The following is a 22,509-nucleotide window of genomic DNA, read 5'->3' on the forward strand; positions in this document are numbered from 1 at the left end:
CCCGGGCTCCGCGCGTAGGATCGTCCGCATGATTCCGCGCGTCCAGAACAGCAGCACCGACCCCCTCGAGGGAGGCGGAGGAACCGCCACGCTCGACCGCGAGCTCGAGGAGCTCCTCAACCAGGAGTCCATCGAGCCGGGCGACCACGAGCGCTTCTCCCACTACGTGCCGAAGGACAAGATCCTCGAGAGCGCCATCACCGGCAAGCCGGTCCGCGCGCTCTGCGGCAAGAAGTGGCTCCCGGGCCGCGACCCGGAGAAGTTCCCGGTGTGCCCGGCCTGCAAGGAGATCTACGCGAAGATGAAGTGAGCTCCCGCCCCGCTCACTCGTAGCGGGTCGGGATGACGGGCTCGCCGCGGCCGAGCCGGAGCGCGTCGATCGGAAGCTCGAGGACCGCGTTCGCGTGGTGCGCGCGGGCGGCCGCCACTCCCTCGATGCCGAGGTGCTCGGGACGGATCGTCCCGTCCTCGATCAGGGGGACGAGCAGCGCCCGCTCGCCCTCGCCGACGGCGCCCTCGGGGCCGGCGCCCACGTGCACGACCTCGGCCTCGGCGATCCCGTCGTCGGAGAGCAGACGGCCGGCGGCCTTCCGTCCGCCGATCGACGCCTTCGAGACCGACTTCTTCGCCACCGCGACCCACTCGCCCGCGTCGTCCTCGTGCGCGACCAGCTTGTAGACCATGCCCGCCGTCGGGTGGCCCGAGCCCGTCGCCACCGAGGTGCCGACGCCGTAGGAGTCGACCGGTGAGGCCGCGAGCGCGGCGATCCCGTACTCGTCGAGGTCGTTGGTGACGGTGATGCGCGTGCCGGTCGCGCCGAGCGCGTCCAGCTGCTGCCGGACGGCGGCCACCTGCTGGGGGAGGTCGCCGGAGTCGATGCGCACGGCGCCGAGGCCGGTGCCGGCGACGCGGACCGCCAGGTCGACGGCGGCCGTCACGTCGTAGGTGTCCACCAGGAGGGTCGTGCCGGGGCCGAGCGCGGCGACCTGCGCGCGGAAGGCCTCCTCCTCCGAGTCGTGGAGGAGCGTGAAGGAGTGCGCGGAGGTGCCCATCGTGGGCACGCCGAAGCTTCGGCCCGCCTCCAGGTTCGAGGAGGCGCCGAATCCGGCGATGTAGGCGGCCCGAGCCGCCGCTACGGCGGACCGCTCACCGGCGCGGCGCGAGCCCATCTCGGCGAGCGGTCGCCCGTCGGCGGCCGAGACCATCCGCGCGGCGGCGCTCGCCACGGCGCTGTCGTGGTTGAGGACGCTGAGCACCAGGGTCTCCAGCAGCACGCCGTCGGCGAAGGGCGCCTCGACGATGAGCACGGGGGAGCCCGGGAGGTAGACCTCGCCCTCGCGGTAGCCCCAGACGTCGCCCCGGAAGCGGTAGTCGGCGAGCCAGTCCAGCGTGCGGGAGTCGACGACGCGGTTCTCGCGGAGCCAGGACAGCTCGTCGTCGCCGAAGCGGAAGCGCGAGATCAGCTCGAGGAGCCGGCCGGTGCCCGCGAGCACGCCGTAGCGGCGTCCGGGCGGGAGGCTCCGGGCGAACACCTCGAACATGCAGCGGCGATCGGCGGTGCCGCTGCCGAGGGCGCCCTCGACCATCGTGAGCTCGTACCGGTCGGTGAGGAAGGCCGTGGAGTCCATCCGCTCAGTGTTCCACGGCCGCCCCCGCGCGGCCCAGGCGCGGGTGCCGGGGCTTGCGCACGCCGCCGAGCCCGGGAACGGCGTGCGGCCGGGACCGGGCCGCAGGGCGCGGGTAGGCTGTTCCTCCGTGACGGACGCACCGCTGGGCATCTTCGACTCCGGAGTCGGCGGGCTCACCGTCGCCCGCTCCGTGATCGACCAGCTGCAGAACGAGTCGATCGTCTACCTCGGCGACACCGCGCACTCGCCCTACGGCCCCAAGCCGCTCGCCGACGTCCGCGCCTACGCCCTCGACACCCTCGACACGCTGGTCGACCAGGGCGCCAAGCTGCTCGTCATCGCCTGCAACACCGCCTCGGCCGCGATGATGCGCGACGCCCGCGAGCGCTACACGCTCGGCCGCGGCATCCCGGTGATCGAGGTCATCCAGCCCGCCGTCCGCAGCGCTGTCCGCGACACCCGCAACCGCCGCGTCGGCGTGATCGGCACGGTCGGGACGATCCGCTCCCGCGCCTACGACGACGCCTTCGTCGCCGCGCCCGACCTGCAGCTGTTCACCGCTGCCTGCCCGCGCTTCGTCGAGTTCGTCGAGGCGGGAGTCACCTGGAGCGACGAGCTGCTCGCGGTGGCGGAGGAGTACCTCGCGCCGCTCAAGGCCGCGGGGGTCGACACGCTCGTCCTCGGCTGCACCCACTACCCGCTGCTGCGCGGTGCCATCGCGTACGTGATGGGGCCGGACGTCCGCCTCGTCTCGAGCGCCGAGGAGACCGCGCTCGACGTCTACCGGACCCTCGTGGCGCACGGCCTGCAGCGCACCTCCGCCGCTCCTCCGACCTACCGGTGGGAGGAGACGGGCTCGAGCGACTTCGTCCGCCTCGCCCGCCGCTTCCTCGGCCCGGAGGTCTCGAGCGTCGACCTCGTCGAGACCGGCACCATCAACCTGCGCGAGCTCGACAGGGCCGCGCTCCCGCACGATCGAGGGAGACCCGAGTGACCGACAGCACCGCATCGAAGGCCGCGCGCAAGGACGGGCGGGCGCCCGACGAGCTGCGCACCGTGACGATCGAGCGCGGCTGGAGCACCCAGGCGGAGGGCTCCGCGCTCGTCTCGTTCGGGAACACCAGGGTGCTCTGCACCGCCTCCTTCACGAACGGCGTGCCGCGCTGGCTGCAGGGCAAGGGCAAGGGCTGGGTCACCGCCGAGTACGCGATGCTGCCCCGCTCCACCAACTCCCGCATGGACCGCGAGTCGGTCAAGGGGAAGGTCGGCGGGCGCACGCACGAGATCTCGCGGCTGATCGGCCGGAGCCTGCGCGCGGTGGTCGACACGAAGGCGCTCGGCGAGAACACCCTCGTGATCGACTGCGACGTCCTCCAGGCCGACGGCGGCACCCGCACCGCGGCGATCACCGGCGCCTACGTGGCGATGGCCGACGCGATCGAGTGGGCGCGCGGCAAGAAGTACGTGGGGCAGAAGGCGCAGCCGCTGATCGACAGCCTCTCGGCGGTGTCCGTCGGCATCATCGACGGCGTGCCGATGCTCGACCTGGCCTACGTCGAGGACGTGCGCGCCGAGACCGACATGAACGTCGTCGTCACCGGACGAGGCCTGTTCGTCGAGGTGCAGGGCACCGCCGAGGGGGCCCCGTTCGACCGCCGTGAGCTCGACGCCCTGCTCGACCTCGCGGTCGCCGGTGCCTCCGACCTCGCCCGCATCCAGGCCGAAGCGCTCGCCGCGGAGCCCGGAGCGTGAGCCTGGACCTCGTCCTCGCCACGCACAACGCGGGCAAGGTGGAGGAGTTCCGCGCCATGCTGGCCGGCGCGCTCCCCGGAGTCGGCGTCCGCGCCTACGACGGACCCGAGCCGGTCGAGGACGGCGTGAGCTTCGCCGAGAACGCGCTGATCAAGGCGCGCGCGGCGGCGGCGCACACCGGCCTCGTGGCGCTCGCGGACGACTCCGGGATCTGCGTCGACGTCCTCGGCGGCGCGCCGGGCATCTTCTCGGCCCGCTGGTCGGGACGCGCGCACGACGCGACGGCCAACCTCGAGCTCCTCCTGGCCCAGCTGCACGACGTGAAGGCGGAGCACCGCGGTGCGCACTTCAGCTGCACCATCGCCCTCGTGGTGCCGGACTCCGTGCTCCCCGGCGGTCAGGAGACGGTGGTCGAGGGCCGCTGGGACGGCGCGATCGCGACGGCCCCGCGCGGTGCGAACGGCCACGGCTACGACCCGGTGTTCGTCCCCGAGGCCGGGGCGCTCACGGCGGCCGAGCTCGCTCCCGAGCAGAAGAACGCCCGGAGCCACCGCGCCCGCGCCTTCACCGCGCTGCGCGCCGAGCTCGCCGCCCTGTCCGCCCGGCTCTGACCCCGGCGGGTTCCCACCGCGGGATGTCACTCCGGTGCATGCCTGTCGGCGTGCCGCGTGCCGGAGTGGCGTCTCGCGGAGGCGGAGGTCAGGACTTCGGGTGCTTGTCGTCCAGGGTGTCGGCGTCGAGCACGTAGGCGGCCGACTCGGTCGAGTCGGTCTCGGGGTCGGCGGCGAGCTTCGCCTTGCGCTGCTGCTGGAAGAAGTGGAACAGCGTCGGCACCAGCGCGAGCACGACCGCGCCGATCAGGATCACGTCGATGTAGTGCGAGACGAAGTCGGCGACCGGCGGGATGAAGGCGAGCAGCCACCCGATCAGGGTGACCCCGCTGCCCCAGATCAGGGCGCCGATGAGGTTGTAGAGGCTGTACTTGCGGTAGTTCATGTGGGCCACGCCGGCCGCGATCGGCGCGAAGGTGCGGACGATCGGCACGAAGCGCGCGAGGATCACGGCGAGGCCGCCGAAGCGCTCGAAGAACGCGTTGGTCCGCTTCACGTTCTCGATGCTGAAGAAGCCGGACTCCTTGCGCTCGAAGATGCGCGGGCCGGCCTTGTGCCCGATCAGGTAGCCGACCTCGCCGCCGACGAAGGCCGAGAACCCGACGGCCAGGCAGATGAGCCAGATCGGGACGCCGAGGCCGCCGTTCGACGCGTTCTCGTGCGCCAGCAGGCCCGTGATGATCAGCAGCGTGTCGCCCGGGAAGAGGAAGCCGATCAGCAGTCCGGTCTCGGCGAACACGATGAGGCAGACCACGAGCACGCCCCAGGGGCCGAACGAGGTCAGGATCGTCTCCGGATCGAGCCAGGGGACGAGGGCGGCGTGATTCAACGGATCTCCAGTCGACGGGGGCCGGTGGCCGGTCGGCGGTCACGCGAGCGCGCTCAGCGTACCGGCCGATCCCGTGCGGAAGGAGGGACTCGAACCCTCACGCCTCTCGGCACAGGAACCTAAATCCTGCGTGTCTGCCATTCCACCACTCCCGCGTGCGGGCTCCAGTGTAGGAGGAGGGTCCCGCGCCTCAGCCGCGGGAGGCCGCCCGGGGGAGGTACCGCGGGATCCAGCGGGCGAGCGCCCCCGCTCCGCCCAGACCGAGCACCCCCATCACGACGGCGGCGAAGGGGAGGGAGATCAGGGCGGTGAGCGCCGACACGACGATCGGGGCGGCGGCGTTGCCCGCGTCGCCGGTGAAGCGGAACGCGCCGAGGAACGGGGCCGGATCGGCGGGGGGCGCGAGATCGGCGCCGATGGTCATCAGGATCCCGGAGCCGATGCCGTTCGCGGCCGCGAGCACGCAGGCCACGGCGACGAACCAGGGCACCGGATCGAGGGCGAGCACCGAGCCGGCGAGGGCGAGGTGGCCGAGCCCGAGGCCGATCATCGAGGGGATCGCGGTGGCGCCCCGGCCGAAGCGGTCCATCAGCTGGCCGCCGGCGTAGAAGAGGGCGAAGTCGAGCGCGCCGGCGATGCCGATGATGATCGCGGTGTCGGTCTCGGCGAGCCCGATGCTCACCGCCCAGAGGGGGAGGATCAGCGTCCGGCTCGCCCGCAGCGCCCCGATCACGGCGGCGCCGGTCCCCATCCGAGCGAGGACCCCGCGGTGCTCGCGCAGCGTCCCGAGCAGCGACTGCGGCGACTCCGGGACGGTCGCCGACGCCTCCGCGGCGACCACGTCCTCCGGAGCGGCGCGGTCGGCCGCGGCCTGAGCCCGCCGCAGCACCGTCGCGGGGTCGGGCACGAGCAGCAGGACCACGACCGCCGCCACGCAGCAGACGATGTGCACCCAGAAGACGGACTCGACGGAGCCTGTGAGATGCACCACCCCGGCCGCCAGGAACGGGCCGATCAGCCAGCCGGCGCGGAACGCCCCGGCGAGGGCGCTGAGCGCGCGGGCGCGGTGCGTGATCGGGACGAACGATGTCATGAACGCATGGCGCGCCAGCGCGAAGACCGCGGTCGCGAGGCCGATCACGAAGACGCCGATAGTCAGCCCGACCCACGACGTCGAGAGCAGGCACACCACGAGCCCGAGGATCGACGCGGCCGAGGCTCCGAGCATCGCGCCGCGCTCGCCGATCCGCGAGACGATCCAGCCGCTGGGGATGTCGCCCGCCAGCTCGCCGATCATGATCATCCCGGCCACGAGGCCCGCCAGGGCCAGCGTCGCACCGAGGTCGCCGGCCGCGGCCGGCAGGAGGGGGATGATCGCCCCCTCGCCGATGGAGAAGAGGAGGGTGGGGAGGAAGGTCGACAGCAGCAGCGGCCCGACGGGGAAGGGGCGCGGAGCGGTGCTGGTCACCGTCCCCAGGGTACGCCCGGGCCGGAGGGCGGCCCCCGGCCCCCGGTAGTCTGGACGCACCATGCTGGACAACGACTTCACCGAGCAGATCACTGCTCTCCGCTCCACCTTCGCCGACATCCGCGCCGTCATCGACGTGGACGGTCTCCGCTCGAAGATCGCCGAGCTCAGCGAGCAGGCCGGCGCCCCCGACCTGTGGGACGACACGGCCAACGCGCAGAAGGTGACCAGCGCCCTCAGCCACCGCCAGTCCGAGCTCGCGCGGATCACCGCGATCGACCGGCGCCTGGACGACCTCGAGGTGCTCGTCGAGATGGCGAACGAGGCCGAGGACGCCGAGTCCGAGCAGGAGGCGATCGCCGAGCTCTCCTCCCTCCAGAAGGTCATGGGCGAGCTCGAGGTGCAGACCCTGCTCGACGGCGAGTACGACGACCGCCCCGCCGTGGTCACCATCCGCGCGGGAGCGGGCGGCGTCGACGCCTCCGACTTCGCCGAGATGCTCATGCGCATGTACCTCCGCTGGGCCGAGAAGCACAAGTACGCGGCGACCGTCATGGACGCCAGCTACGCGGAGGAGGCGGGCATCAAGTCGGCCACCTTCCAGATCGACGCCCCCTACGCCTTCGGCACGCTCTCGGTCGAGGCCGGCACCCACCGCCTCGTGCGGATGAGCCCCTTCGGCGCCGCGGGCAAGCGCCAGACCTCCTTCGCCGCGGTCGAGGTCATCCCGCTGATGGAGGAGGCCGGGGCGATCGAGATCCCGGACAACGACATCCGCGTGGACGTCTTCCGCTCCTCCGGCCCCGGCGGCCAGTCGGTGAACACCACCGACTCCGCGGTGCGCCTCACCCACCTGCCCACCGGCACCGTCGTGTCGATGCAGAACGAGAAGAGCCAGATCCAGAACCGCGCCGCGGCGATGCGCGTGCTCCAGTCGCGGCTCCTGCTGCTGCAGAAGGAGCAGGAGGCGGCCACCAAGAAGGAGCTCGCCGGCACCATCACCGCGAGCTGGGGCGACCAGATGCGCAGCTACGTCCTCGCTCCGTACCAGATGGTGAAGGACCTGCGCACCGACCACGAGGTCGGCAACCCCTCGCACGTGTTCGACGGCGATCTGGACGGCTTCATCGCCGCCGGGATCCGCTGGCGGAAGTCCTCCTAGCGCGGCGCGGGCGCGTCCCCACCGACGCGCCGCGCGCCCCCTCGGCGGACTCTTCGGGATCGTCGCTTACCCTCGTACCGACATGATTCGCTTCGACAACGTCTCCAAGCAGTATCGGGGCGGCACGAGACCCGCCCTCAACGCCATCGATCTCGAGATCCTCCGGGGCGAGTTCGTCTTCCTCGTCGGCGCCTCCGGCTCCGGCAAGTCGAGCTGCCTCCGCCTGATCCTCAAGGAGGAGCGCCCCTCCTCCGGGTCGATCCACGTGCTCGGGCAGAACCTCGGCAAGATCTCGAGCCGCAAGGTCCCGTACTTCCGCCGCAACATGGGCGTGGTGTTCCAGGACTTCCGGCTGCTGCCGAACAAGTCCGTCTTCGACAACGTCGCGTTCAGCCTCCAGGTGATCGGCAAGTCGAAGGGCTACATCCAGGAGGCCGTCCCGGACACGCTCAAGATGGTGGGCCTCGCGGGCAAGGCGTCGCGCCTGCCCCACGAGCTCTCCGGCGGCGAGCAGCAGCGCGTGGCGATCGCCCGCGCCGTCGTCAACAAGCCGGCTGTCCTGCTGGCCGACGAGCCCACGGGCAACCTCGACCCGACCACGAGCGCCGGCATCATGGCGCTGCTCGAGCGGATCAACGCGGGCGGCACGACCGTGATCATGGCGACCCACGAGGCCGGCATCGTCGACCAGATGAAGCGCCGCGTCATCGAGCTCTCGGCCGGCAGCATCGTCCGCGACGAGAGCCAGGGCGGCTACGGCCAGACCGAGAGCATCACCGTCGTCCACGACGGCGTCGTGGTCGTGGCGGCCGACGACCACGCGGTCGCCGAGCAGCCCGCGCCCCCGGCGATCATCGACAGCGAGCTCGCGCCCGCCGAGGTCCCCGAGATCGATCTGCGCCAGGAGGCCCCGGCTCCGCCGATCGAGCCGGCCCGCCTCTCGCAGACCGCCGCCCAGCCCCGCGTCCCCGAGGGCCGCCGCTCCGCCGCCGTCGAGCCGGAGCGCGAGCCGGAGCCGGCCGCCGAGCCCGCCGCCGCCCCGCGCGTCGTCGAGCTGCAGAGCCAGACCGGTCCGATCTTCCTCCCCGCCGACACCGGCGCCCTGCCCGAGGAGTCGCTCGCCGCGCGCCTCGGCCTCCGCGCCCACGCTGGCGAGGGCGACGAGACCGGCGACGACCAGCAGAACGTAGGACCCGTCAAGTGAGATTCGCACTGATCTGGTCGGAGGTCGCCAGCGGCCTCCGGCGCAACGTCTCCATGGTCGTCTCGGTGATCCTGGTGACCTTCATCTCCCTCACCTTCGTCGGCACGGCGATCCTGCTCCAGATGCAGATCGGCCAGATGAAGAACTTCTGGTACGACAAGGCGCAGGTCGCGGTGTACATGTGCACCGCCACCTCCGGCGGCTCGAACTGCAGCGGCTCCGACGCCACCGCCGAGCAGATCGACGCGGTGCAGGGCCAGCTCGAGGGCGCCACGCTCGCGCCGTACATCGACCGCTCCTACTTCGAGGACCACGACCAGGCCTACGCGAACTTCCAGGAGCAGTTCGCGGGCAACCCGGTCGCCGAGTACGTCACTCCCGACCTGCTCAACCAGACCTTCTGGATCAACCTGAAGGACCCGACCCAGTCGGACGTCATCGTGGAGAGCCTGTCGAGCGTCTCGGGAGTCGAGAGCGTCACCGACCAGCGGCAGTACCTCGACCAGATCTTCTCGATCCTCAACGCGGCGAGCTACACGGCGATCGGCATCGCCGTCCTGATGCTCGTCGCGGCCGTGCTGCTCATCGCCACCACGATCCGCCTCTCGGCGTTCTCGCGGAGACGGGAGCTGGGCATCATGCGGCTCGTGGGGGCCTCGAACAGGTTCATCCAGACCCCGTTCATCCTCGAGGGGGTCTTCGCCGCGCTGGTCGGCTCGATCCTCGCGGGAGTCGCGGTGGTCGCCATCGTGCAGGTCTTCGTGCAGGGGTTCCTGGCGTACCGGATCCCGTTGACCTCCTTCGTGGGACTCGACGACGCTCTGATCGTCGTGCCGATCCTGATCGTGGTCGGCATCGTCCTGGCCGCCGTCTCGGCGAACGTCGCGATCGCGCGGTACCTGCGGGTCTGATCCCGGACCGGACGTATACTGGTGGGCTGTCTCGTTCGGGGCGGCCCACCGGTGCATCGCCCCGACGATGCCCGCCCCCTTCATCCGCTCGCGACCCGAGGAGCAGCCGTGCCCAGAGAACAGGGACAGAAGGTCGTCGCGACCAACCGCAAGGCGCGCCACGACTACCTCATCGAGGACACCTACGAGGCGGGCCTCGTGCTCACCGGCACCGAGGTGAAGTCCCTCCGGGCCGGCCGGGCCTCGCTGGTCGACGGCTACGCGTTCGTCGACGGGGGAGAGGCGTGGCTCGACGCCGTCCACATCAACGAGTGGGCCCAGGGCACCTGGACGAACCACCCGCCGCGCCGCAAGCGCAAGCTGCTGCTGCACAAGGCGCAGATCCTCAAGATCCACAACAAGGTGAAGGAGGGCGGGTACACGCTGATCCCGCTCTCGCTGTACTTCAGCGACGGCAAGGCCAAGGTCGAGCTTGCCGTGGCCAAGGGCAAGAAGGACTACGACAAGCGCCAGGTCCTCCGAGAGCGCCAGGACCGCCGCGAGGCGGACCGTGCGATGTCGACCCGCCGCCGCCTCGGCGAGTAGGCCCCGGCGGGCAATGTCCGACGGGTGCCGCGCAAGCCTCTTCTTCGCGCCCCGTGCTTTGGGAGACTGGGGCGCGTGACCTCCGCCGAGAACAGCGCCCCCGCCGCCCTGAGCGCCGCCGACGAGAAGACGCGGTGGCGCGCCTTCGCGGTGAGCGTCGGAGTCGCGGCCATCACGATCCTCGACCTCTCGAAGGTCAACGTCGGCCTGCCGTCGATCGAGCGCTCGCTCGGAGCGGACGCGAGCCAGCTGCAGCTGATCGTCGCGGGCTACGCGCTCGCCTTCGGACTGGCGCTCGTGCCGGCCGGTCGGCTGGGCGACATCCGCTCGCGCCGCCTGCTGTTCCTCATCGGGCTGACCGCGTTCACGGTGACGAGCCTGCTCTGCGCGCTCGCGCCGTCGATCGAGCTGCTCGTCGTCGCGCGCTTCCTGCAGGGCGTCGCCGCGGGCATCCAGATGCCCCAGGTCCTCGGGCTGGTGCAGCAGATGTTCACCGGCGCCGAGCGGGCCCGGGCCTTCGGGGTCTTCGGCGCGACCATCGGCCTGTCGACCGCCTTCGGCCCGACCCTCGGCGGCCTCCTGATCGCGATCGGCGGCGAGCAGGACGGCTGGCGCCTGCTGTTCTGGATGAACATCCCGCTGGGCGTCGCCGCGCTGGTCTTCGCCTGGAAGCTCATCCCGAAGAAGCGCTCGCGGCCCGAGGGAGACCGGTCCCTCGACCCGGTCGGCCTGCTCCTGCTGGCGGTCGCGATCTTCGCGTTCATGCTGCCGTTCCTGCTGACCACGGGCTCCTCCTCGGACTCGCCCTACCGCTGGTTCTGGCTGGTGCTCGCCGCGGCCGCCGCCGCCGTCTTCGTGCGCTGGGAGGCGCACTACGCCGCGTCGGGGCGGACGCCCGTCATCGACTTCCGCATCTTCCGGACCAGCTCCTATCGCAACGGCATCCTGGTCGCGACCTCCTACTTCGCCGCGATCCCGGCGACCTTCCTCCTCACCACGCTCTTCCTCCAGCAGGGGCTCGGCCTCGAGCCGGTGTTCGCCGGCATGGTGAGCATCCCGTTCGCGCTGACCTCGGCGGTGACCGCCTGGTACGGCGGCAAGCTCGTGCAGCGCTACGGCCGCGCACTGGTGGTGCTCGGCATCGTGCTCGTGGTCATCGGCTTCACGCTCGTGCTGCTCGCCGCCGAGCTCCTCCCGGCCGAGACCGCCGCCTACGGCATGGGTGCCGCGATGCTCGTCGCCGGGGCCGGAGGCGGCTTCGTCGTGTCGCCGAACCAGACGCTCACCCTCGCCGAGATCCCGCCGGCGCAGGGCGGCGTGGCGGGCTCCGTGGGCCAGCTCGGCCAGCGCGTGGGCACCGCGGTCGGCACCGCCTGCGCCTCCGCCGTCTTCTTCGCGACCCTGGCGAGCGAGCAGGGGATGGCGGAGGGGCTGGACCGGTACCACGACGCCTTCCGCAACGGCTACTTCGTCACCCTCGGGCTGATCGCGCTCGCGCTCGTGCTGGGTCTGCTCGATCTGCGCCGCCGCCGGGTGACCGCCCGCGGAGCTGAGGTAGACTAGAACTCGTAACTCCACAGTGTGCGACGAACGACCCACTCCAGCGGCCTCCGGGCCGTCGAGTGCTCGCGGGGATGATCGGTTTCGACATTGCCTGCGAAACTGCGAGAAGCGGGTCGAGGATCCAGGGTCATCTCGTCAACGATCCCTGGAAAACACAGGTGCCGAACAGAAGCGCACCGACTTCGCTCTCGCTGCCTAAGCCAGAGTAGATAGTCCGTCAGCCCGTGGGTGCGTCCTCGCCCCGGATCCTGGCGTCATCTAGAGGACTTGCTGCGTCGTTACGCCTGAGGGCGACGCGGGACTTGCACTCGGGCTGGGCCCGTCGACCGATGCGCCGATGGTAACGGTCGGGGCCGAGCAGAACGCTCTCATCGGCTACACCCGTAGAAGGCGCAGAATCACAGCGATGGACGGGGGTTCGATTCCCCCCATCTCCACCACCGGTCGTCGTCGCACACTGGGAGCTCCGCTCCGCCGCCCTCACGACGGGCGCACGTCGAGCTGTCTGATCCGCCCGTAGAGGGTGAGCATCGCCAGCCGGTCGTCGTCGTCGTGCGCCGGGCCGGCGAGAGCCTGCGGCGGGGCCCAGTCCCGGTAGAGCACGCCCGGCGCCAGCACGGCGACGGCGGTGCCGGCCGGGTAGTGGGCGCTGCGGTCCACCGGCAGCTCGGCGAACGCGTCGGGCAGGAGCCGGTGCAGCACCTCCAGCAGAGGACGGAGGCGTACTGCTCGCGCCTCGTGCACGGAGAGGGTCACGGCGTTCATCGCGGCGAGCGCGGCCACCAGGTGCTCGGCGGCGTCGTCGTCGTCGCACCGCTCGGTGACCAGCAGCGAGACCACACCGCGCGGCTTCAGCCAGCCGAGCGTGGCGGCCTCGTCGTCGCCGTCCACCGAGACGACGCGGTCGGAGGCGTGGGCGTAGTCGTGCAGGAGCCGCGACCAGACGTCGCCCGGGCCGGGCCCGTCGACCTGCGCGACCGCCTCCGCCGCGGCGAGCAGGGAACTCTGCCGGTGGAGCCTCGGGAACAGGCTGTCCGCCGGTCCCCAGTGCTGCTCGGCCGTGCGCGAGCGCTCGGGGGGTTCCTGGTCGTGCCGGTCCTGCATGTCGACTCCTGAGCCGCCGGTCTCCGCGCCCCCTCGCGCCTGCCGTTCGTCCCTTCACCCTGCGCTCCGACGGAGCGCGTGTCAATGAGCCGAACGGGGGTCGATCGGAGCCGTGGTCAGCGAGCGGAGCCGAAGAGGCTGCCGGTGGTGGAGTCGTCGGCCGGATCGAGGACCGCGCAGACGATCGTGCGGTCTCCATGGCGCCAGCCGACCTCGGAGGGGACGAGCGAGCGGTACTCGAGGGCGGAGTCGCCGTAGGCGATCCCCATCACGGCGCCGAACTCCGGCTCGCAGCCCGCCTCGGCCTGGGCGAGCAGCGTGTTGCGGCTGGAGTAGCGGTCTCCGGGCTGCGCGAACGTGTGGAAGACCTCCAGTGCGTGCTCCTCGGCGCACGGGACGACGTCCACGTCGGCGATGCGGTCGTCGCCCGGGTCGGCCAGGCAGTCGCCGCGCCGCAGCGAGAACACGTCGGTGACGCCGGCGGTCGCCACCGTGCCGCCCTCGTCACGCACGGCCTCCGGGCCGTCCGGCCCGACGACGGAGGAGCAGCCCGAGAGGAGCAGGAGGAGCGCCGCCGAGGCGAGCGCGGCCGTCCGGCTCCTCATCGCGGCGCCACGATCGCGAGCACCTCGTCGTGCAGCAGGCCGTTGGTGGCGACGGCGCTGCCGTGCCACGGCCCGTCCTCCCCGTCGGCGGAGGTGAAGCGGCCGCCCGCCTCCTGCACGATCGGCACCAGGGCCGCCAGGTCGTAGGGCTTCACGTCGAACTCGCCCGCACCGTCGAGGAGGCCCTCGGCGACGAGCATGTAGGGCCACGCGTCCCCGTACGCCCGGTCGCGCCAGACGGCGCCGGCGAGCTCGAGCAGCTGCGGGAGACGGCCCGCGCCCTCCCACTGCTGGATGCTGTTGTAGCTGAAGGTCGCCGAGGCGAGCGTGTCGATCCCCGAGACGCGCAGCGGTCGCGGCTCGGCCCCGGCCTCCAGCTCGACGGCCCAGGCGCCGGAGCCCTCGGCCGCCCACCAGCGCGTGCCGAGAGCGGGAGCGGAGACGACTCCGACGACGGGGACGCCGTCGACCGCGAGCGCGATCAGGGTCGCCCAGATCGGGACGCCGCGGAGGAAGTGGGCGGTGCCGTCGATCGGGTCGAGGATCCACTGCCGCGAGGCCTCGCCCGAGGTGCCGAACTCCTCGCCGAGGATCGCGTCGTCCGGACGCTCGGCGGCGAGCAGCGCGCGGATCGCCTCCTCGACGGCGCGGTCGGCGTCGGTGACCGGGGTGCGGTCGAGCTTCGTGTCCACGACGAGGTCGAGCGCGCCGAACCGCTCCCGCGAGATCGCATCGGCCGCGTCCGCCAGGCGGAGGGCGAGTCGGAGGTCGTCGTCGAAGCTCTGGTCACTGCTCTGCGGGGTCACGCGACCACGATACCGGTGGGTCCCGCGGAGCCTCCGATCGCTGCCGCGGGCTTTCCGTCGCACTCGATTTGACGAGACGGGGGGAGACGCTGGTAATGTGATCCCTCGGTTCGGCACGCACGATCAGCCGGCCGGAACGCACCTCTAGCTCAATCGGCAGAGCAACTGACTCTTAATCAGTGGGTTCTCGGTTCAAGTCCGAGGGGGTGCACCACCAGCCCCGCACCTCCTCGTGAGGTGCGGGGCTTCGACGTTCCCGGTCCGTGTCCGTTCCCGACCTCCTCGGAGCGCCCGCGGGGGGAGCGCCGGCCCGTGCTCACTCGCTGGAGGGTGCGGCGGTTGACGGGTCGAGCAGCGGCAGGACACCGCGGAAGCCGGCGCTCGTGGAGCCGATACCGACGTCGAGCGCGTCGGAGGCCCGGCCCTGGTCGTCTGCGGCGGCGGTCAGGCTCAGGGTGATGCCCGTCTGCGTGAAGGTCCGGGCGACGGTGCTCCAGGCGAGGTCGACGTCTCCGTCCGCCGACGCCAACAGGCGCCTGAGCATCCGCACGGTGTCCGGCGCAGAATGCGGACCGACGCCCGTTCGCGTGGCAGGATCTCCGTTCGCTTCCGTTTCCCCTCCAGAAAGGACCGATGTGCCCGAAGACGTCCTCCCCGTGATCGGCTCGATCGCGCTCGCCGTGGTGATCGCGGTCGTGATCGCCGTGGTCGCGACCGCCGTCGTCGCCCTCGTGCTGCGCTCGGTCGGCAAGCGCAAGACCTGGGCGCGCCTGCTGATCCGGCGTCTGCGCATCCCGTTCCGCGTGCTGCTGATGACCATCGCGGTCTGGGCCGCGCTCGCCGCCACCGTGTCGGGCGACCCCTGGCCGGGTCTCGTGCAGCGGGTGTTCCAGATCGCCACGATCGGCGCGGCGGCGTGGGTGATCGGATCCCTGTTCGTGTTCCTCGAGGATCTGGGCGCCGAGCGCTACCGGACCGACACTGCCGACAACCGCCGGGCACGCCGCCTCCGCACGCAGATGACGATCATCCGGAGGGTCGCCGTGGCGGCCGTCGTGGTCATCGCGATCGGCGCCTCGCTGCTGACCTTCCCCGAGGCCCGCACGGCCGGTGCGAGCCTCCTGGCCTCGGCCGGCGTGCTCTCGATCGTGGCGGGCCTGGCCGCGCAGTCGAGCCTCACGAACATCTTCGCCGGGATGCAGCTCGCCTTCAGCGACGCCATCCGCCTGGACGACGTGGTGATCGTCGAGACCGAGTGGGGGCGGATCGAGGAGATCACGCTGACCTACGTCGTCGTCCACCTCTGGGACGACCGCCGCCTGGTGCTGCCCACGAACTACTTCACGACCCAGCCGTTCCAGAACTGGACCCGCACCGGGTCCGAGCTGCTCGGCGCCGTCGAGCTCGATCTGGACTGGCGGGTCAGCCCCGAGCAGATGCGCGAGGAGCTGCACCGCATGCTCGAGGAGACCGACCTCTGGGACCGGCGCACCAGCGTGCTGCAGGTGACCGACGCGACAGGCGGCTTCGTCCGGATCCGGGTGCTCGTCACCGCGAAGGACGCGCCGACGCTCTTCGACCTGCGCTGCTACGTGCGCGAGCGGCTCGTCTCGTGGCTGCACGAGAACGACCCCGTCGCCCTCCCGCGTCAGCGCGTCGAGATGGAGCGGGAGCCCGCTCCCGCCGCGACCCCGCGTCGGCACGGGTCCTCCGCCCCGGACAACCTGTTCTCGGGCGACGAGCGCTCGAACGAGCGGGGGGCGATGTTCACGGGTCTCATCGACCTGCGGGACACCCCGAAGCGGGACACCCCGAAGCGGGAGCTGCCGCCGCGGGACTGACTCCTGCGAGGACGCCGCTCCCACGGCCGCGCCCGGGGTGCGCGCTGCGAGCGGCGTCCCGCAGGGCGGTCAGCGGTTCACGGAGCTCATGTCGGCGTAGCGGTCGCCGACGGGGGCCTCGAGCGCGCCGAGGACGTCGAGCTGCTCCGCGGTCAGCACGAGGGCGTCCGCGGCCGCGTTCTCCTCGATGCGCGAGACGCGCTTGGTGCCCGGGATCGGAGCGATGTCCTCGCCCTGGGCGAGCAGCCAGGCGAGCGCCACCTGCGCGGCGGTCGCGTCCGCCTCTGCCGCCACACGGTCGACGGCCTCCACGATGCGGAGGTTCGCCTCCAGCGCTCCGTCGGCGAAGCGGGGGTTGTCGCGGCGGAAGTCGTCGCTGCCCAGCTCGGCGACCGAGCGGATGCTGCCCGTGAGGAAGCCGCGGCCCAGCGGCGAGTACGGGACGAAGCCGATGCCGAGCTCGCGGAGGACCGGCAGCACCTCCGCCTCGGGGTCGCGGGTCCAGAGCGAGTACTCGGACTGCACAGCGGTGACCGGGTGCACGGCGTGAGCGCGCCGGATCGTCGCTGGCGCCGCCTCCGAGAGGCCGTAGCCGCGGAGCTTGCCCTCCTGGATCAGCTCCGCGAAGGCCCCGGCGGTCTCCTCGACCGGGACGCCCGGGTCCATGCGGTGCTGGTAGTAGAGGTCGATGCGGTCGGTGCCGAGGCGCGCGAGCGAGCCCTCGACGGCGAGCCGCAGGTTCTCCGGGGAGCCGTCGAGTCCGCGGCCCCCGTCGCCGCGGTGGCGGATCATGCCGAACTTGCTCGCCAGCACCACCTCGTCGCGGCGGCCTGCCAGCGCGCGGCCGAGCAGCTCCTCGTTGGTGTACGGGCCGTAGATCTCGGCGGTGTCGAGGAACGTGACGCCGAGCTCGAGGGCGCGGTGCACGGTGCGGATCGACTCCGCGTCGTCGGTGCCGGCGCCGGTGTAGAACGCCGACATGCCCATCGCGCCGAGACCGAGGCGCGAGACCTCGAGAGCGGCGACGTCGGATCCGAGGGTGATCGTCTTCATCAGTGGGTGGTCCTCTCCTGGTACGCCGCGATCTTGATGTCGATCGCGGCGAGGCTGGCGTGTGTCCGGGCGAGCTGCGCCTCGACCTCCTCGCGGTGCGTCCGGAGCAGCGCGAGGCGCTCCGGCTCCGTGGCGGGCCCGATCCGCAGGAGCCGGGCGTACTCGCGGATCCTCGCGATAGGCATCCCGGTCGCGCGGAGCTTGGTGAGGAAGTCGACCCAGCCGACGTCGGCCGGCCTGTAGCGGCGGTGCTGCGACGAGGCGCGCTCGACCGGGTCGAGCATGAGCCCGGCGCGCTCGTAGTAGCGCAGGGTGTGCACGGTGAGACCGGTGACGGCGGCGACCTGCGAGATCGACAGCACCTCCGGCTCGGCCGGGGCGGCGGTGGCGGTGGACATGGCGTCAACCTACGACTTCGAGTGCGCTCGAGGTCAAGCGGGAGCGGGCGACTCAGCCGACCTCGCGGCTGAAGCCCAGGAGGGCCTCGGCGATGCGGGCGTCCGCTTCCTCGTGGCTGATGGTCGCCTCGCCGTCGCCCGCCTGCGGCCCGTACCAGCCGAAGTCGGCGTGGTTGGCGCCGTCGATCTCGACGAGGTCGGCGGAGGAGGGCAGCCGGACGCTCGCGTCGGCGACCTTCTCCGGCGTGCTGAGCCCGTCCTCCGATCCGCTGACACTGAGGACGGGGAGCCCGGAGCCCGAGAGGTCGTTCGCGCAGTAGCTGCCGAGCAGCACCAGGCCCGCCACCGCCGGGTCCTCGGCCCACTGGCAGGCCTTCACGCCGCCGAGGGAGTGGCCGCCGACGAGCCAGCGGTCGACGCCCTCGGCCTGGCTGGTGAAGGTCTCGAGCGAGCGGAGATCGAAGAAGGCCAGGTGCAGGATCGGCCGCGTGATCACGACGGTCGCCCCGGCCTCGACCAGCGGAGCCAGGGTCGCCTCGTAGGAGGAGGCGTCGACCTTCGCTCCGGGGATGAAGACCAGGCCCGTGCCGGCCAGCTCACCGGTCGAGGTCGGCGTCATCACGAGCGCGTCGTCCGTGCGCTCGACCGCGATCGCCGGATCGGCGCGCACGCGGGCGAGGGCGTCCTCGTCGGGGCCGCTGACGATCGAGCTCCAGGTGAGGAAGCCGAGGACCGCGACTCCGAGGACTCCGCCGATGCTCGCGAGAACGACGCGGCGGCGCCTCATCGGGCTGCCGCGATCGCGTCGGCCGCCTGCACCAGGGCGAGGTGGGAGAGGGCCTGGGGAGTGTTCCCCGCGTGCCGGCGGCCCTCGACGTCGTACTCCTCCGAGAGGAGGCCCACGTCGTTGCAGAGCCCGACGAGCCGGTCCATCAGGGTCCGCGCGTCGTCGATCCGGCCGGAGTCGGCGTACTGCCGGACGAGCCAGAAGGAGCAGGCGAGGAACGGGTGCTCGCCGCCGGCGAGGCCGTCGACCGAGGACTCGGTCCGGTAGCGGTGCAGCAGGCCGTCCTGCAGGAGCACGCGCTCCAGCTCGGCGACGGTGCCCAGCATCCGCGGGTCGTCGGCGGGGACGAAGCCGACCATCGGCAGCACGAGGAGCGACGCGTCGACCTCGGGCGAGCCGTAGGACTGCACGAAGTGGCCGCGCTCGGCGTCGAAGCCCTGGACCTCGATCTCGGCGCGGACCTCGTCGCGGAGGCGCTCCCAGGTCTCGACCGGACCGGGCAGGCCGTTCTCGCGCACGGCGCGGACGCCCCGATCGAGCGCGGCCCAGATCATGACCCGCGAGTGCGTGAAGTGCCGCGGCTCGCCCCGGATCTCCCAGATGCCGTTGTCCGGCCGCTGCCAGTTGGTCTCGACGAAGCCCAGGAGCGCGCGCTGGAGCGGCCAGGAGAACTCCGTCTCGTCCACTCCGGCCACGCGGGCCTCGTGCAGAGCGACCATCACCTCGCCGATCACGTCCGCCTGGTACTGGTCGACGGCGGCGTTCCCGATCCGCACGGGGGAGGCGCCGTCGTAGCCGGGCAGGCTCGGCATCTCCCGCTCGGGCAGGTCGCGCTCGCCGGCGAGGCCGTACATGATCTGCACGTCCTCCGGCGCGCCCGCGACCGCGCGGAGCAGCCAGGCCCGCCACTTCTGCGCCTCCTGCTCGAACCCGTGCGCGAGCAGGGCCTGCAGGGTGAGCGAGGCGTCGCGGAGCCAGACGTAGCGGTAGTCCCAGTTGCGGGCGCCGCCGAACTGCTCCGGGAGCGAGGTGGTCGCCGCCGCGACGATGCCGCCGGTCTCGTCGTCGGTCAGGGCGCGGAGGGTCAGCAGCGAGCGGACGACGGCGTCGCGGTGCGGCCCGTCGTAGTCGATCGCCGACGCCCACTCGGACCACCAGGAGAGCGTGCGCTCCAGCGCGCGGTCGACGTCGAGGCGCTTCGGCGCCCGCTGGTGCGAGGGGAACCACGCCATCGAGAGGTCGACGACCGCGTCCGCGTCGACGTCGAACTCCGCCGCGTGGGCGTGGTCGACGGCCTTCAACCGCACTCCGCGCACCACGACCGCGTCGGGCCCGGCGACGGCGACGAGCAGGGGATCCTCGTCCGTCCCCTCCTGCCGCACCCACGGCATGGTGCGGGCGTAGTCGAAGCGGATGCGCAGCTCCTGCCGCATCCGGACGGTCCCCGACACTCCGCGCACCCGGCGCACCAGCTCGGCGCGCTCGTCGCGCAGCGGCATCACGTCGACCACCTCGACGACGCCGGTGGGCGTCGTCCACCGGGTGACCAGCGCGAGCGTGTCGCCGAGGTAGTGGCGCTCGCTCGTCGCCTCCCCGTCCACCGGCCGGAGCGACCAGCGCCCCTGGTCGTCGCCGCCGAGGAGGGCGCCGAAGACGGAGGCGGAGTCGAAGCGCGGCAGGCACAGCCAGTCGATCCCCCCGTCGCGGGAGACGAGAGCGGCCGTGCGGCAGTCGGAGAGGACGGCGTAGTCCTCGATCGGGGAGACCATGCGGCGATCCTCTCAGGTGCGGCTGTGGCCTCCCAGTCAAGGCGGAGCGGGGCTCTTCAGCGCCGCCGTAGGGTGAGCCGCATGGCACAGACCGTCTCGACCCTGCTCATCCTCGGAGCGACGGGGGACCTGTCCTCGCGGCTCCTCCTCCCCGCCGTCGGCCAGCTGCTGACCCGCGAGACCGACCGGCGGGTCCACCTCGTCGGCGCGGGACGCGAGGACTGGACCCAGGAGCACTGGCACGAGGTGCTGACCGCCTCCTTCGCCACCGTCGAGGCGCAGGGCGAGGGCGTGGACGCGCTCACCTCCGGCACGCGCTACCAGCAGGTCGACGTCACCGATCCGGAGGCGCTCGCCGCACTGCTCGCGAGCTGCGACGGTCCGGTGGCGGTCTACTTCGCCCTCCCGCCGGCGATCGCGGCGAAGGCCTGCGAGGCGCTCGCCGCCCACGACCTGCCGGAGGGCACCGTGCTGGCGCTGGAGAAGCCGTTCGGGACCGACGAGGCGAGCGCGCACGCCCTCAACCAGCGCCTCGCCGCGCTGGTCCCCGAGGACCGCATCCACCGCGTCGACCACTTCCTCGGCCGCGCGACCGTGATGAACGTGCTCGGCCTGCGCTTCGCGAACCGGATCCTCGAGCCGCTGTGGTCGGCCGAGCACATCGAGAGCGTCGAGATCGTCTACGACGAGCAGCTGGCCCTCGAGGGGCGGGCGAGCTACTACGACGGCGCGGGCGCGCTGACCGACATGATCCAGAGCCACCTGCTGCAGGTCCTCGCGGTGATCGCGATGGAGCCGCCGTCCTCGCTCGACGCGGCCGACCTCCGGGACGCGAAGTCGATCGTCCTGCGCGCCACCCGCCTGCACGGCGGCGACCCCGCCGCGAGCTCGCGCCGCGCCCGCTACACAGCGGGGACGATCGACGGACGCGAGCTGCCCGCCTACGCGGACGAGAAGGGGGTGGACCCCGCTCGCCGGACCGAGACGCTGGCCGAGCTGGTCGTCGAGATCGACACCTGGCGCTGGGCCGGCGTGCCGTTCACCCTCCGCTCCGGCAAGGCGCTCGGGGAGCGGCGACGCGAAGTGGTCATCCGCTTCAAGCCGGTGCCGCACCTGCCCCGCGGCTTCGTGGGCACCGAGGCGCCGTCCGTGCTGCGGCTGTTCCTCGCGCCCGACCAGATGTCGCTCGAGCTGAACATCAACGGCCCCGGCGACCCGTACACGCTCGAGCGCGCCTCGCTGGAGGCGACCTTCGGCGCGGGCGAGCTGCTGGCGTACGGCGAGGTCATCTCGGGGATCCTCGACGACGACCCGTCGCTCTCGGTCCGCGGGGACGCCGCAGAGGAGTGCTGGCGCATCGTGCAGCCCGCGATCGACGCGTGGCACGCGGACCGGGTGCCGCTCGACGAGTACCCGGCGGGCAGCGAGGGACCCGGGAGCTGGCCGACGCTCTGACGGGCGGCCGGGGGAGGGTCGGCTACGGGGGATCTCGGGACGGCGGCGGTGCCGCCTCCTCGATCAGCGGGAAGGGCGACGTCGCTCGTCGGGTCTGCCGGAGGGCGAGCCCGCCGGCCGACCGCTCGGGTCAGGAGCGGGTCGCGACGGGGGTGTCGACGGCGACGTCGGCGGGGGCCGGCTCCGCCCAGACGGCGATCGGCTTCGGCTCCCAGGTGAGGGCGGCCGGCTCCACCGGGGGAGTGGAGGCGCGCATCACGGGGATCGCCTCGGTGACCGGGGACGACGTCCGCTCGGCGCCGGCGCGGAGCTGCTCCTCCTGGATGGCGGCGGAGAGCTCGTGGGCGAGGGAGCGCGCGAGCATCCCGTGGAAGATCGGGTCGCGGTCGTCGTGGCTGCGGCGCGTGACGACCCAGGCGCCCTCGGATCCGACGAAGGCCGCGAGCCGCTCGTGGACGACGGCGAAGAGCTCGTCCTGCGTGAGGACGGGGGCCGCCTCGACGACCTCGGGGGCCGCCTTGCGACGCCTCAGACGAAACCTCATGACGAACCCCGTTTCCCGTGCCGGCAGCGACTGGGAACCGTGTCGCCGCCACCGGGTCGGGAGACCGGCTGACACGCCGTCCCGCGGGGAGGCGGCGCGTCAGGAGGGCCTAGCGGTCGCGCTTCCTGCCGCGTTCCTCCTTGACGATCTCCTTCGAGTCGTAGGACACGGAGCCCAGGGCGACGGTGACCGAGATGGCCCAGCTGACCCACTGGAGGGCCAGGCGCCAGTCGCGCGGGCCCTTGCGCGTGGTCTGCAGGATCGACCAGCCGCCGACGATCGCGCTGATGACGCTGGAGTTGAGGATGAACTTGCGCATGAGTGTGCCTCCCGTGTTCACCCCGACGCTAGCGGGTGCGAAAGCTCTCAGAGGAACGCTTGACAGGACCGAGGGGTTGTCCCGCTACGGTGGACCGCCGCCGGGACCCGAATCC

24 protein-coding genes, 2 tRNA genes and 1 other RNA gene are annotated in these 22,509 nt (G+C 72.2%); 13 read left to right on the forward strand and 14 right to left on the reverse strand.

Annotation, left to right across the window (positions count from 1 at the left end; translation table 11 throughout):
* Nucleotides 1-28: 28 nt before the first annotated feature.
* The gene (locus tag C5C63_RS07710) at nt 29-310 is read left to right on the forward strand and encodes a DUF3039 domain-containing protein (protein WP_104223568.1); all 282 of its coding nucleotides are present in this window, start codon (nt 29-31) and stop codon (nt 308-310) included.
* A 13-nt stretch (nt 311-323) separates the two neighbouring features.
* Here the strand turns inward: C5C63_RS07710 and C5C63_RS07715 are convergent, their stop codons facing one another.
* Entirely contained in the window at nt 324-1,628 is a 1,305-nt protein-coding gene (locus C5C63_RS07715) for a nicotinate phosphoribosyltransferase (RefSeq protein ID WP_104262681.1), read from the reverse strand.
* 127 nt (nt 1,629-1,755) lie between these two features.
* On the opposite strand from C5C63_RS07715, the gene murI reads away from it, so the two are divergent.
* Genes murI through rdgB form a run of 3 tightly spaced genes read left to right on the forward strand, consistent with a single transcriptional unit; the run spans nt 1,756 to nt 3,991 of the window.
* The gene (murI, locus tag C5C63_RS07720) at nt 1,756-2,622 is read left to right on the forward strand and encodes a glutamate racemase (protein WP_104223566.1); all 867 of its coding nucleotides are present in this window, start codon (nt 1,756-1,758) and stop codon (nt 2,620-2,622) included.
* Nucleotides 2,619-3,380, forward strand: a complete 762-nt coding sequence (gene rph, locus C5C63_RS07725) for a ribonuclease PH (RefSeq protein ID WP_104233199.1) — start codon at nt 2,619-2,621, stop codon at nt 3,378-3,380. The genes murI and rph overlap by 4 nt, the downstream gene beginning before the upstream one ends.
* Nucleotides 3,377-3,991, forward strand: a complete 615-nt coding sequence (rdgB, locus tag C5C63_RS07730; protein WP_104223564.1) for an RdgB/HAM1 family non-canonical purine NTP pyrophosphatase — start codon at nt 3,377-3,379, stop codon at nt 3,989-3,991. Before rph ends, rdgB begins: the two co-directional genes overlap by 4 nt.
* An 88-nt stretch (nt 3,992-4,079) precedes the next feature.
* Here the strand turns inward: rdgB and C5C63_RS07735 are convergent, their stop codons facing one another.
* The 3 genes from C5C63_RS07735 to C5C63_RS07745 all read right to left on the reverse strand — a co-directional run bounded on the left by C5C63_RS07735 (nt 4,080) and on the right by C5C63_RS07745 (nt 6,288).
* A complete protein-coding gene (locus C5C63_RS07735; protein WP_104238166.1) occupies nt 4,080-4,820 on the reverse strand; it encodes a DedA family protein in 741 nt (246 codons plus the stop codon).
* Nucleotides 4,821-4,894: 74 nt separating this feature from the next.
* Nucleotides 4,895-4,975: transfer RNA gene (locus C5C63_RS07740), tRNA-Leu, on the reverse strand.
* A 35-nt stretch (nt 4,976-5,010) separates the two neighbouring features.
* Nucleotides 5,011-6,288, reverse strand: coding sequence for an MFS transporter (locus C5C63_RS07745; RefSeq protein WP_258065408.1), 1,278 nt, complete (start codon nt 6,286-6,288; stop codon nt 5,011-5,013).
* A gap of 61 nt (nt 6,289-6,349) precedes the next feature.
* Here C5C63_RS07745 and prfB point away from each other — a divergent pair, with 61 nt between their 5' ends.
* The 6 genes from prfB to ssrA all read left to right on the forward strand — a co-directional run bounded on the left by prfB (nt 6,350) and on the right by ssrA (nt 12,153).
* A complete protein-coding gene (gene prfB, locus C5C63_RS07750) occupies nt 6,350-7,450 on the forward strand; it encodes a peptide chain release factor 2 (RefSeq protein ID WP_104226967.1) in 1,101 nt (366 codons plus the stop codon).
* A gap of 82 nt (nt 7,451-7,532) precedes the next feature.
* Nucleotides 7,533-8,654, forward strand: a complete 1,122-nt coding sequence (ftsE, locus tag C5C63_RS07755) for a cell division ATP-binding protein FtsE (RefSeq protein WP_104274571.1) — start codon at nt 7,533-7,535, stop codon at nt 8,652-8,654.
* A complete protein-coding gene (gene ftsX, locus C5C63_RS07760) occupies nt 8,651-9,565 on the forward strand; it encodes a permease-like cell division protein FtsX (RefSeq protein ID WP_104223559.1) in 915 nt (304 codons plus the stop codon). The genes ftsE and ftsX overlap by 4 nt, the downstream gene beginning before the upstream one ends.
* Nucleotides 9,566-9,673: 108 nt before the next feature.
* Nucleotides 9,674-10,150 carry an SsrA-binding protein SmpB gene (smpB, locus tag C5C63_RS07765; RefSeq protein ID WP_104223558.1) on the forward strand — a complete coding sequence of 159 codons (477 nt, stop codon included), beginning with the start codon at nt 9,674-9,676 and terminating at the stop codon, nt 10,148-10,150.
* Nucleotides 10,151-10,225: 75 nt separating this feature from the next.
* Entirely contained in the window at nt 10,226-11,713 is a 1,488-nt protein-coding gene (locus C5C63_RS07770; protein ID WP_104317457.1) for an MFS transporter, read from the forward strand.
* Nucleotides 11,714-11,780: 67 nt separating this feature from the next.
* Nucleotides 11,781-12,153, forward strand: a transfer-messenger RNA (tmRNA) gene (gene ssrA / locus C5C63_RS07775).
* Nucleotides 12,154-12,193: 40 nt separating this feature from the next.
* On the opposite strand, the gene C5C63_RS07780 is transcribed toward ssrA, so the two are convergent.
* From C5C63_RS07780 to C5C63_RS07790, 3 genes are all read right to left on the reverse strand, one after another.
* Nucleotides 12,194-12,817 (reverse strand): hypothetical protein, encoded by a 624-nt coding sequence (locus C5C63_RS07780; RefSeq protein WP_104325815.1) that lies wholly within the window; start codon nt 12,815-12,817, stop codon nt 12,194-12,196.
* Nucleotides 12,818-12,933: 116 nt separating this feature from the next.
* Entirely contained in the window at nt 12,934-13,422 is a 489-nt protein-coding gene (locus C5C63_RS07785) for a septum formation family protein (protein WP_104223555.1), read from the reverse strand.
* Nucleotides 13,419-14,228, reverse strand: coding sequence for an inositol monophosphatase family protein (locus tag C5C63_RS07790; protein WP_104223554.1), 810 nt, complete (start codon nt 14,226-14,228; stop codon nt 13,419-13,421). Before C5C63_RS07790 ends, C5C63_RS07785 begins: the two co-directional genes overlap by 4 nt.
* A gap of 138 nt (nt 14,229-14,366) precedes the next feature.
* Here C5C63_RS07790 and C5C63_RS07795 point away from each other — a divergent pair.
* Nucleotides 14,367-14,442: transfer RNA gene (locus C5C63_RS07795), tRNA-Lys, on the forward strand.
* 102 nt (nt 14,443-14,544) lie between these two features.
* On the opposite strand, the gene C5C63_RS17000 is transcribed toward C5C63_RS07795, so the two are convergent.
* On the reverse strand, nt 14,545-14,772 hold the full coding sequence (locus tag C5C63_RS17000; RefSeq protein WP_181110580.1) for a hypothetical protein: 228 nt from the start codon (nt 14,770-14,772) through the stop codon (nt 14,545-14,547).
* 91 nt (nt 14,773-14,863) lie between these two features.
* On the opposite strand from C5C63_RS17000, the gene C5C63_RS07805 reads away from it, so the two are divergent.
* Nucleotides 14,864-16,069: a mechanosensitive ion channel family protein gene (locus C5C63_RS07805; RefSeq protein ID WP_258065409.1), complete on the forward strand. Its 1,206-nt coding sequence runs from the start codon at nt 14,864-14,866 to the stop codon at nt 16,067-16,069.
* A 69-nt stretch (nt 16,070-16,138) separates the two neighbouring features.
* Here C5C63_RS07805 and C5C63_RS07810 read toward each other — a convergent pair whose 3' ends face one another.
* From C5C63_RS07810 to C5C63_RS07825, 4 genes are read right to left on the reverse strand one after another with little or no spacing between them, the layout of a single operon-like run.
* Nucleotides 16,139-17,122, reverse strand: coding sequence for an aldo/keto reductase (locus C5C63_RS07810; RefSeq protein ID WP_104226238.1), 984 nt, complete (start codon nt 17,120-17,122; stop codon nt 16,139-16,141).
* On the reverse strand, nt 17,122-17,520 hold the full coding sequence (locus C5C63_RS07815) for a MerR family transcriptional regulator (RefSeq protein ID WP_104223551.1): 399 nt from the start codon (nt 17,518-17,520) through the stop codon (nt 17,122-17,124). Before C5C63_RS07815 ends, C5C63_RS07810 begins: the two co-directional genes overlap by 1 nt.
* 52 nt (nt 17,521-17,572) lie before the next feature.
* Nucleotides 17,573-18,307, reverse strand: a complete 735-nt coding sequence (locus C5C63_RS07820) for an alpha/beta hydrolase (protein WP_104223550.1) — start codon at nt 18,305-18,307, stop codon at nt 17,573-17,575.
* Nucleotides 18,304-20,076, reverse strand: a complete 1,773-nt coding sequence (locus C5C63_RS07825; RefSeq protein ID WP_104325818.1) for a glycoside hydrolase family 15 protein — start codon at nt 20,074-20,076, stop codon at nt 18,304-18,306. Before C5C63_RS07825 ends, C5C63_RS07820 begins: the two co-directional genes overlap by 4 nt.
* A gap of 81 nt (nt 20,077-20,157) precedes the next feature.
* On the opposite strand from C5C63_RS07825, the gene C5C63_RS07830 reads away from it, so the two are divergent.
* On the forward strand, nt 20,158-21,531 hold the full coding sequence (locus C5C63_RS07830) for a glucose-6-phosphate dehydrogenase (protein WP_181110576.1): 1,374 nt from the start codon (nt 20,158-20,160) through the stop codon (nt 21,529-21,531).
* 130 nt (nt 21,532-21,661) lie between these two features.
* Here the strand turns inward: C5C63_RS07830 and C5C63_RS07835 are convergent, their stop codons facing one another.
* Complete coding sequence (locus C5C63_RS07835) at nt 21,662-22,075, reverse strand: hypothetical protein (protein WP_104233213.1); 414 nt, start codon at nt 22,073-22,075, stop codon at nt 21,662-21,664.
* A 109-nt stretch (nt 22,076-22,184) separates the two neighbouring features.
* Nucleotides 22,185-22,394 carry a hypothetical protein gene (locus C5C63_RS07840; RefSeq protein ID WP_104226242.1) on the reverse strand — a complete coding sequence of 70 codons (210 nt, stop codon included), beginning with the start codon at nt 22,392-22,394 and terminating at the stop codon, nt 22,185-22,187.
* Nucleotides 22,395-22,509 lie beyond the last annotated feature (115 nt).

The organism is Rathayibacter sp. AY1B8 (assembly GCF_002932775.1).
GTDB lineage: Bacteria > Actinomycetota > Actinomycetes > Actinomycetales > Microbacteriaceae > Rathayibacter.

Coding starts and splice junctions, on each gene's coding strand:
- ftsE (WP_104274571.1), top strand. CDS start 7,533: ATGATTCGCTTCGACAACGTCTCCAAGCAGTATCGGGGCGGCACGAGA.
- C5C63_RS07780 (WP_104325815.1), bottom strand. CDS start 12,817: ATGCAGGACCGGCACGACCAGGAACCCCCCGAGCGCTCGCGCACGGCC.
- C5C63_RS07835 (WP_104233213.1), bottom strand. CDS start 22,075: ATGAGGTTTCGTCTGAGGCGTCGCAAGGCGGCCCCCGAGGTCGTCGAG.
- C5C63_RS07785 (WP_104223555.1), bottom strand. CDS start 13,422: ATGAGGAGCCGGACGGCCGCGCTCGCCTCGGCGGCGCTCCTCCTGCTC.
- C5C63_RS07810 (WP_104226238.1), bottom strand. CDS start 17,122: ATGAAGACGATCACCCTCGGATCCGACGTCGCCGCTCTCGAGGTCTCG.
- C5C63_RS07710 (WP_104223568.1), top strand. CDS start 29: ATGATTCCGCGCGTCCAGAACAGCAGCACCGACCCCCTCGAGGGAGGC.
- C5C63_RS07815 (WP_104223551.1), bottom strand. CDS start 17,520: ATGTCCACCGCCACCGCCGCCCCGGCCGAGCCGGAGGTGCTGTCGATC.
- C5C63_RS07840 (WP_104226242.1), bottom strand. CDS start 22,394: ATGCGCAAGTTCATCCTCAACTCCAGCGTCATCAGCGCGATCGTCGGC.
- C5C63_RS17000 (WP_181110580.1), bottom strand. CDS start 14,772: ATGCTCAGGCGCCTGTTGGCGTCGGCGGACGGAGACGTCGACCTCGCC.
- C5C63_RS07820 (WP_104223550.1), bottom strand. CDS start 18,307: ATGAGGCGCCGCCGCGTCGTTCTCGCGAGCATCGGCGGAGTCCTCGGA.
- prfB (WP_104226967.1), top strand. CDS start 6,350: ATGCTGGACAACGACTTCACCGAGCAGATCACTGCTCTCCGCTCCACC.
- C5C63_RS07825 (WP_104325818.1), bottom strand. CDS start 20,076: ATGGTCTCCCCGATCGAGGACTACGCCGTCCTCTCCGACTGCCGCACG.
- C5C63_RS07715 (WP_104262681.1), bottom strand. CDS start 1,628: ATGGACTCCACGGCCTTCCTCACCGACCGGTACGAGCTCACGATGGTC.
- C5C63_RS07830 (WP_181110576.1), top strand. CDS start 20,158: ATGGCACAGACCGTCTCGACCCTGCTCATCCTCGGAGCGACGGGGGAC.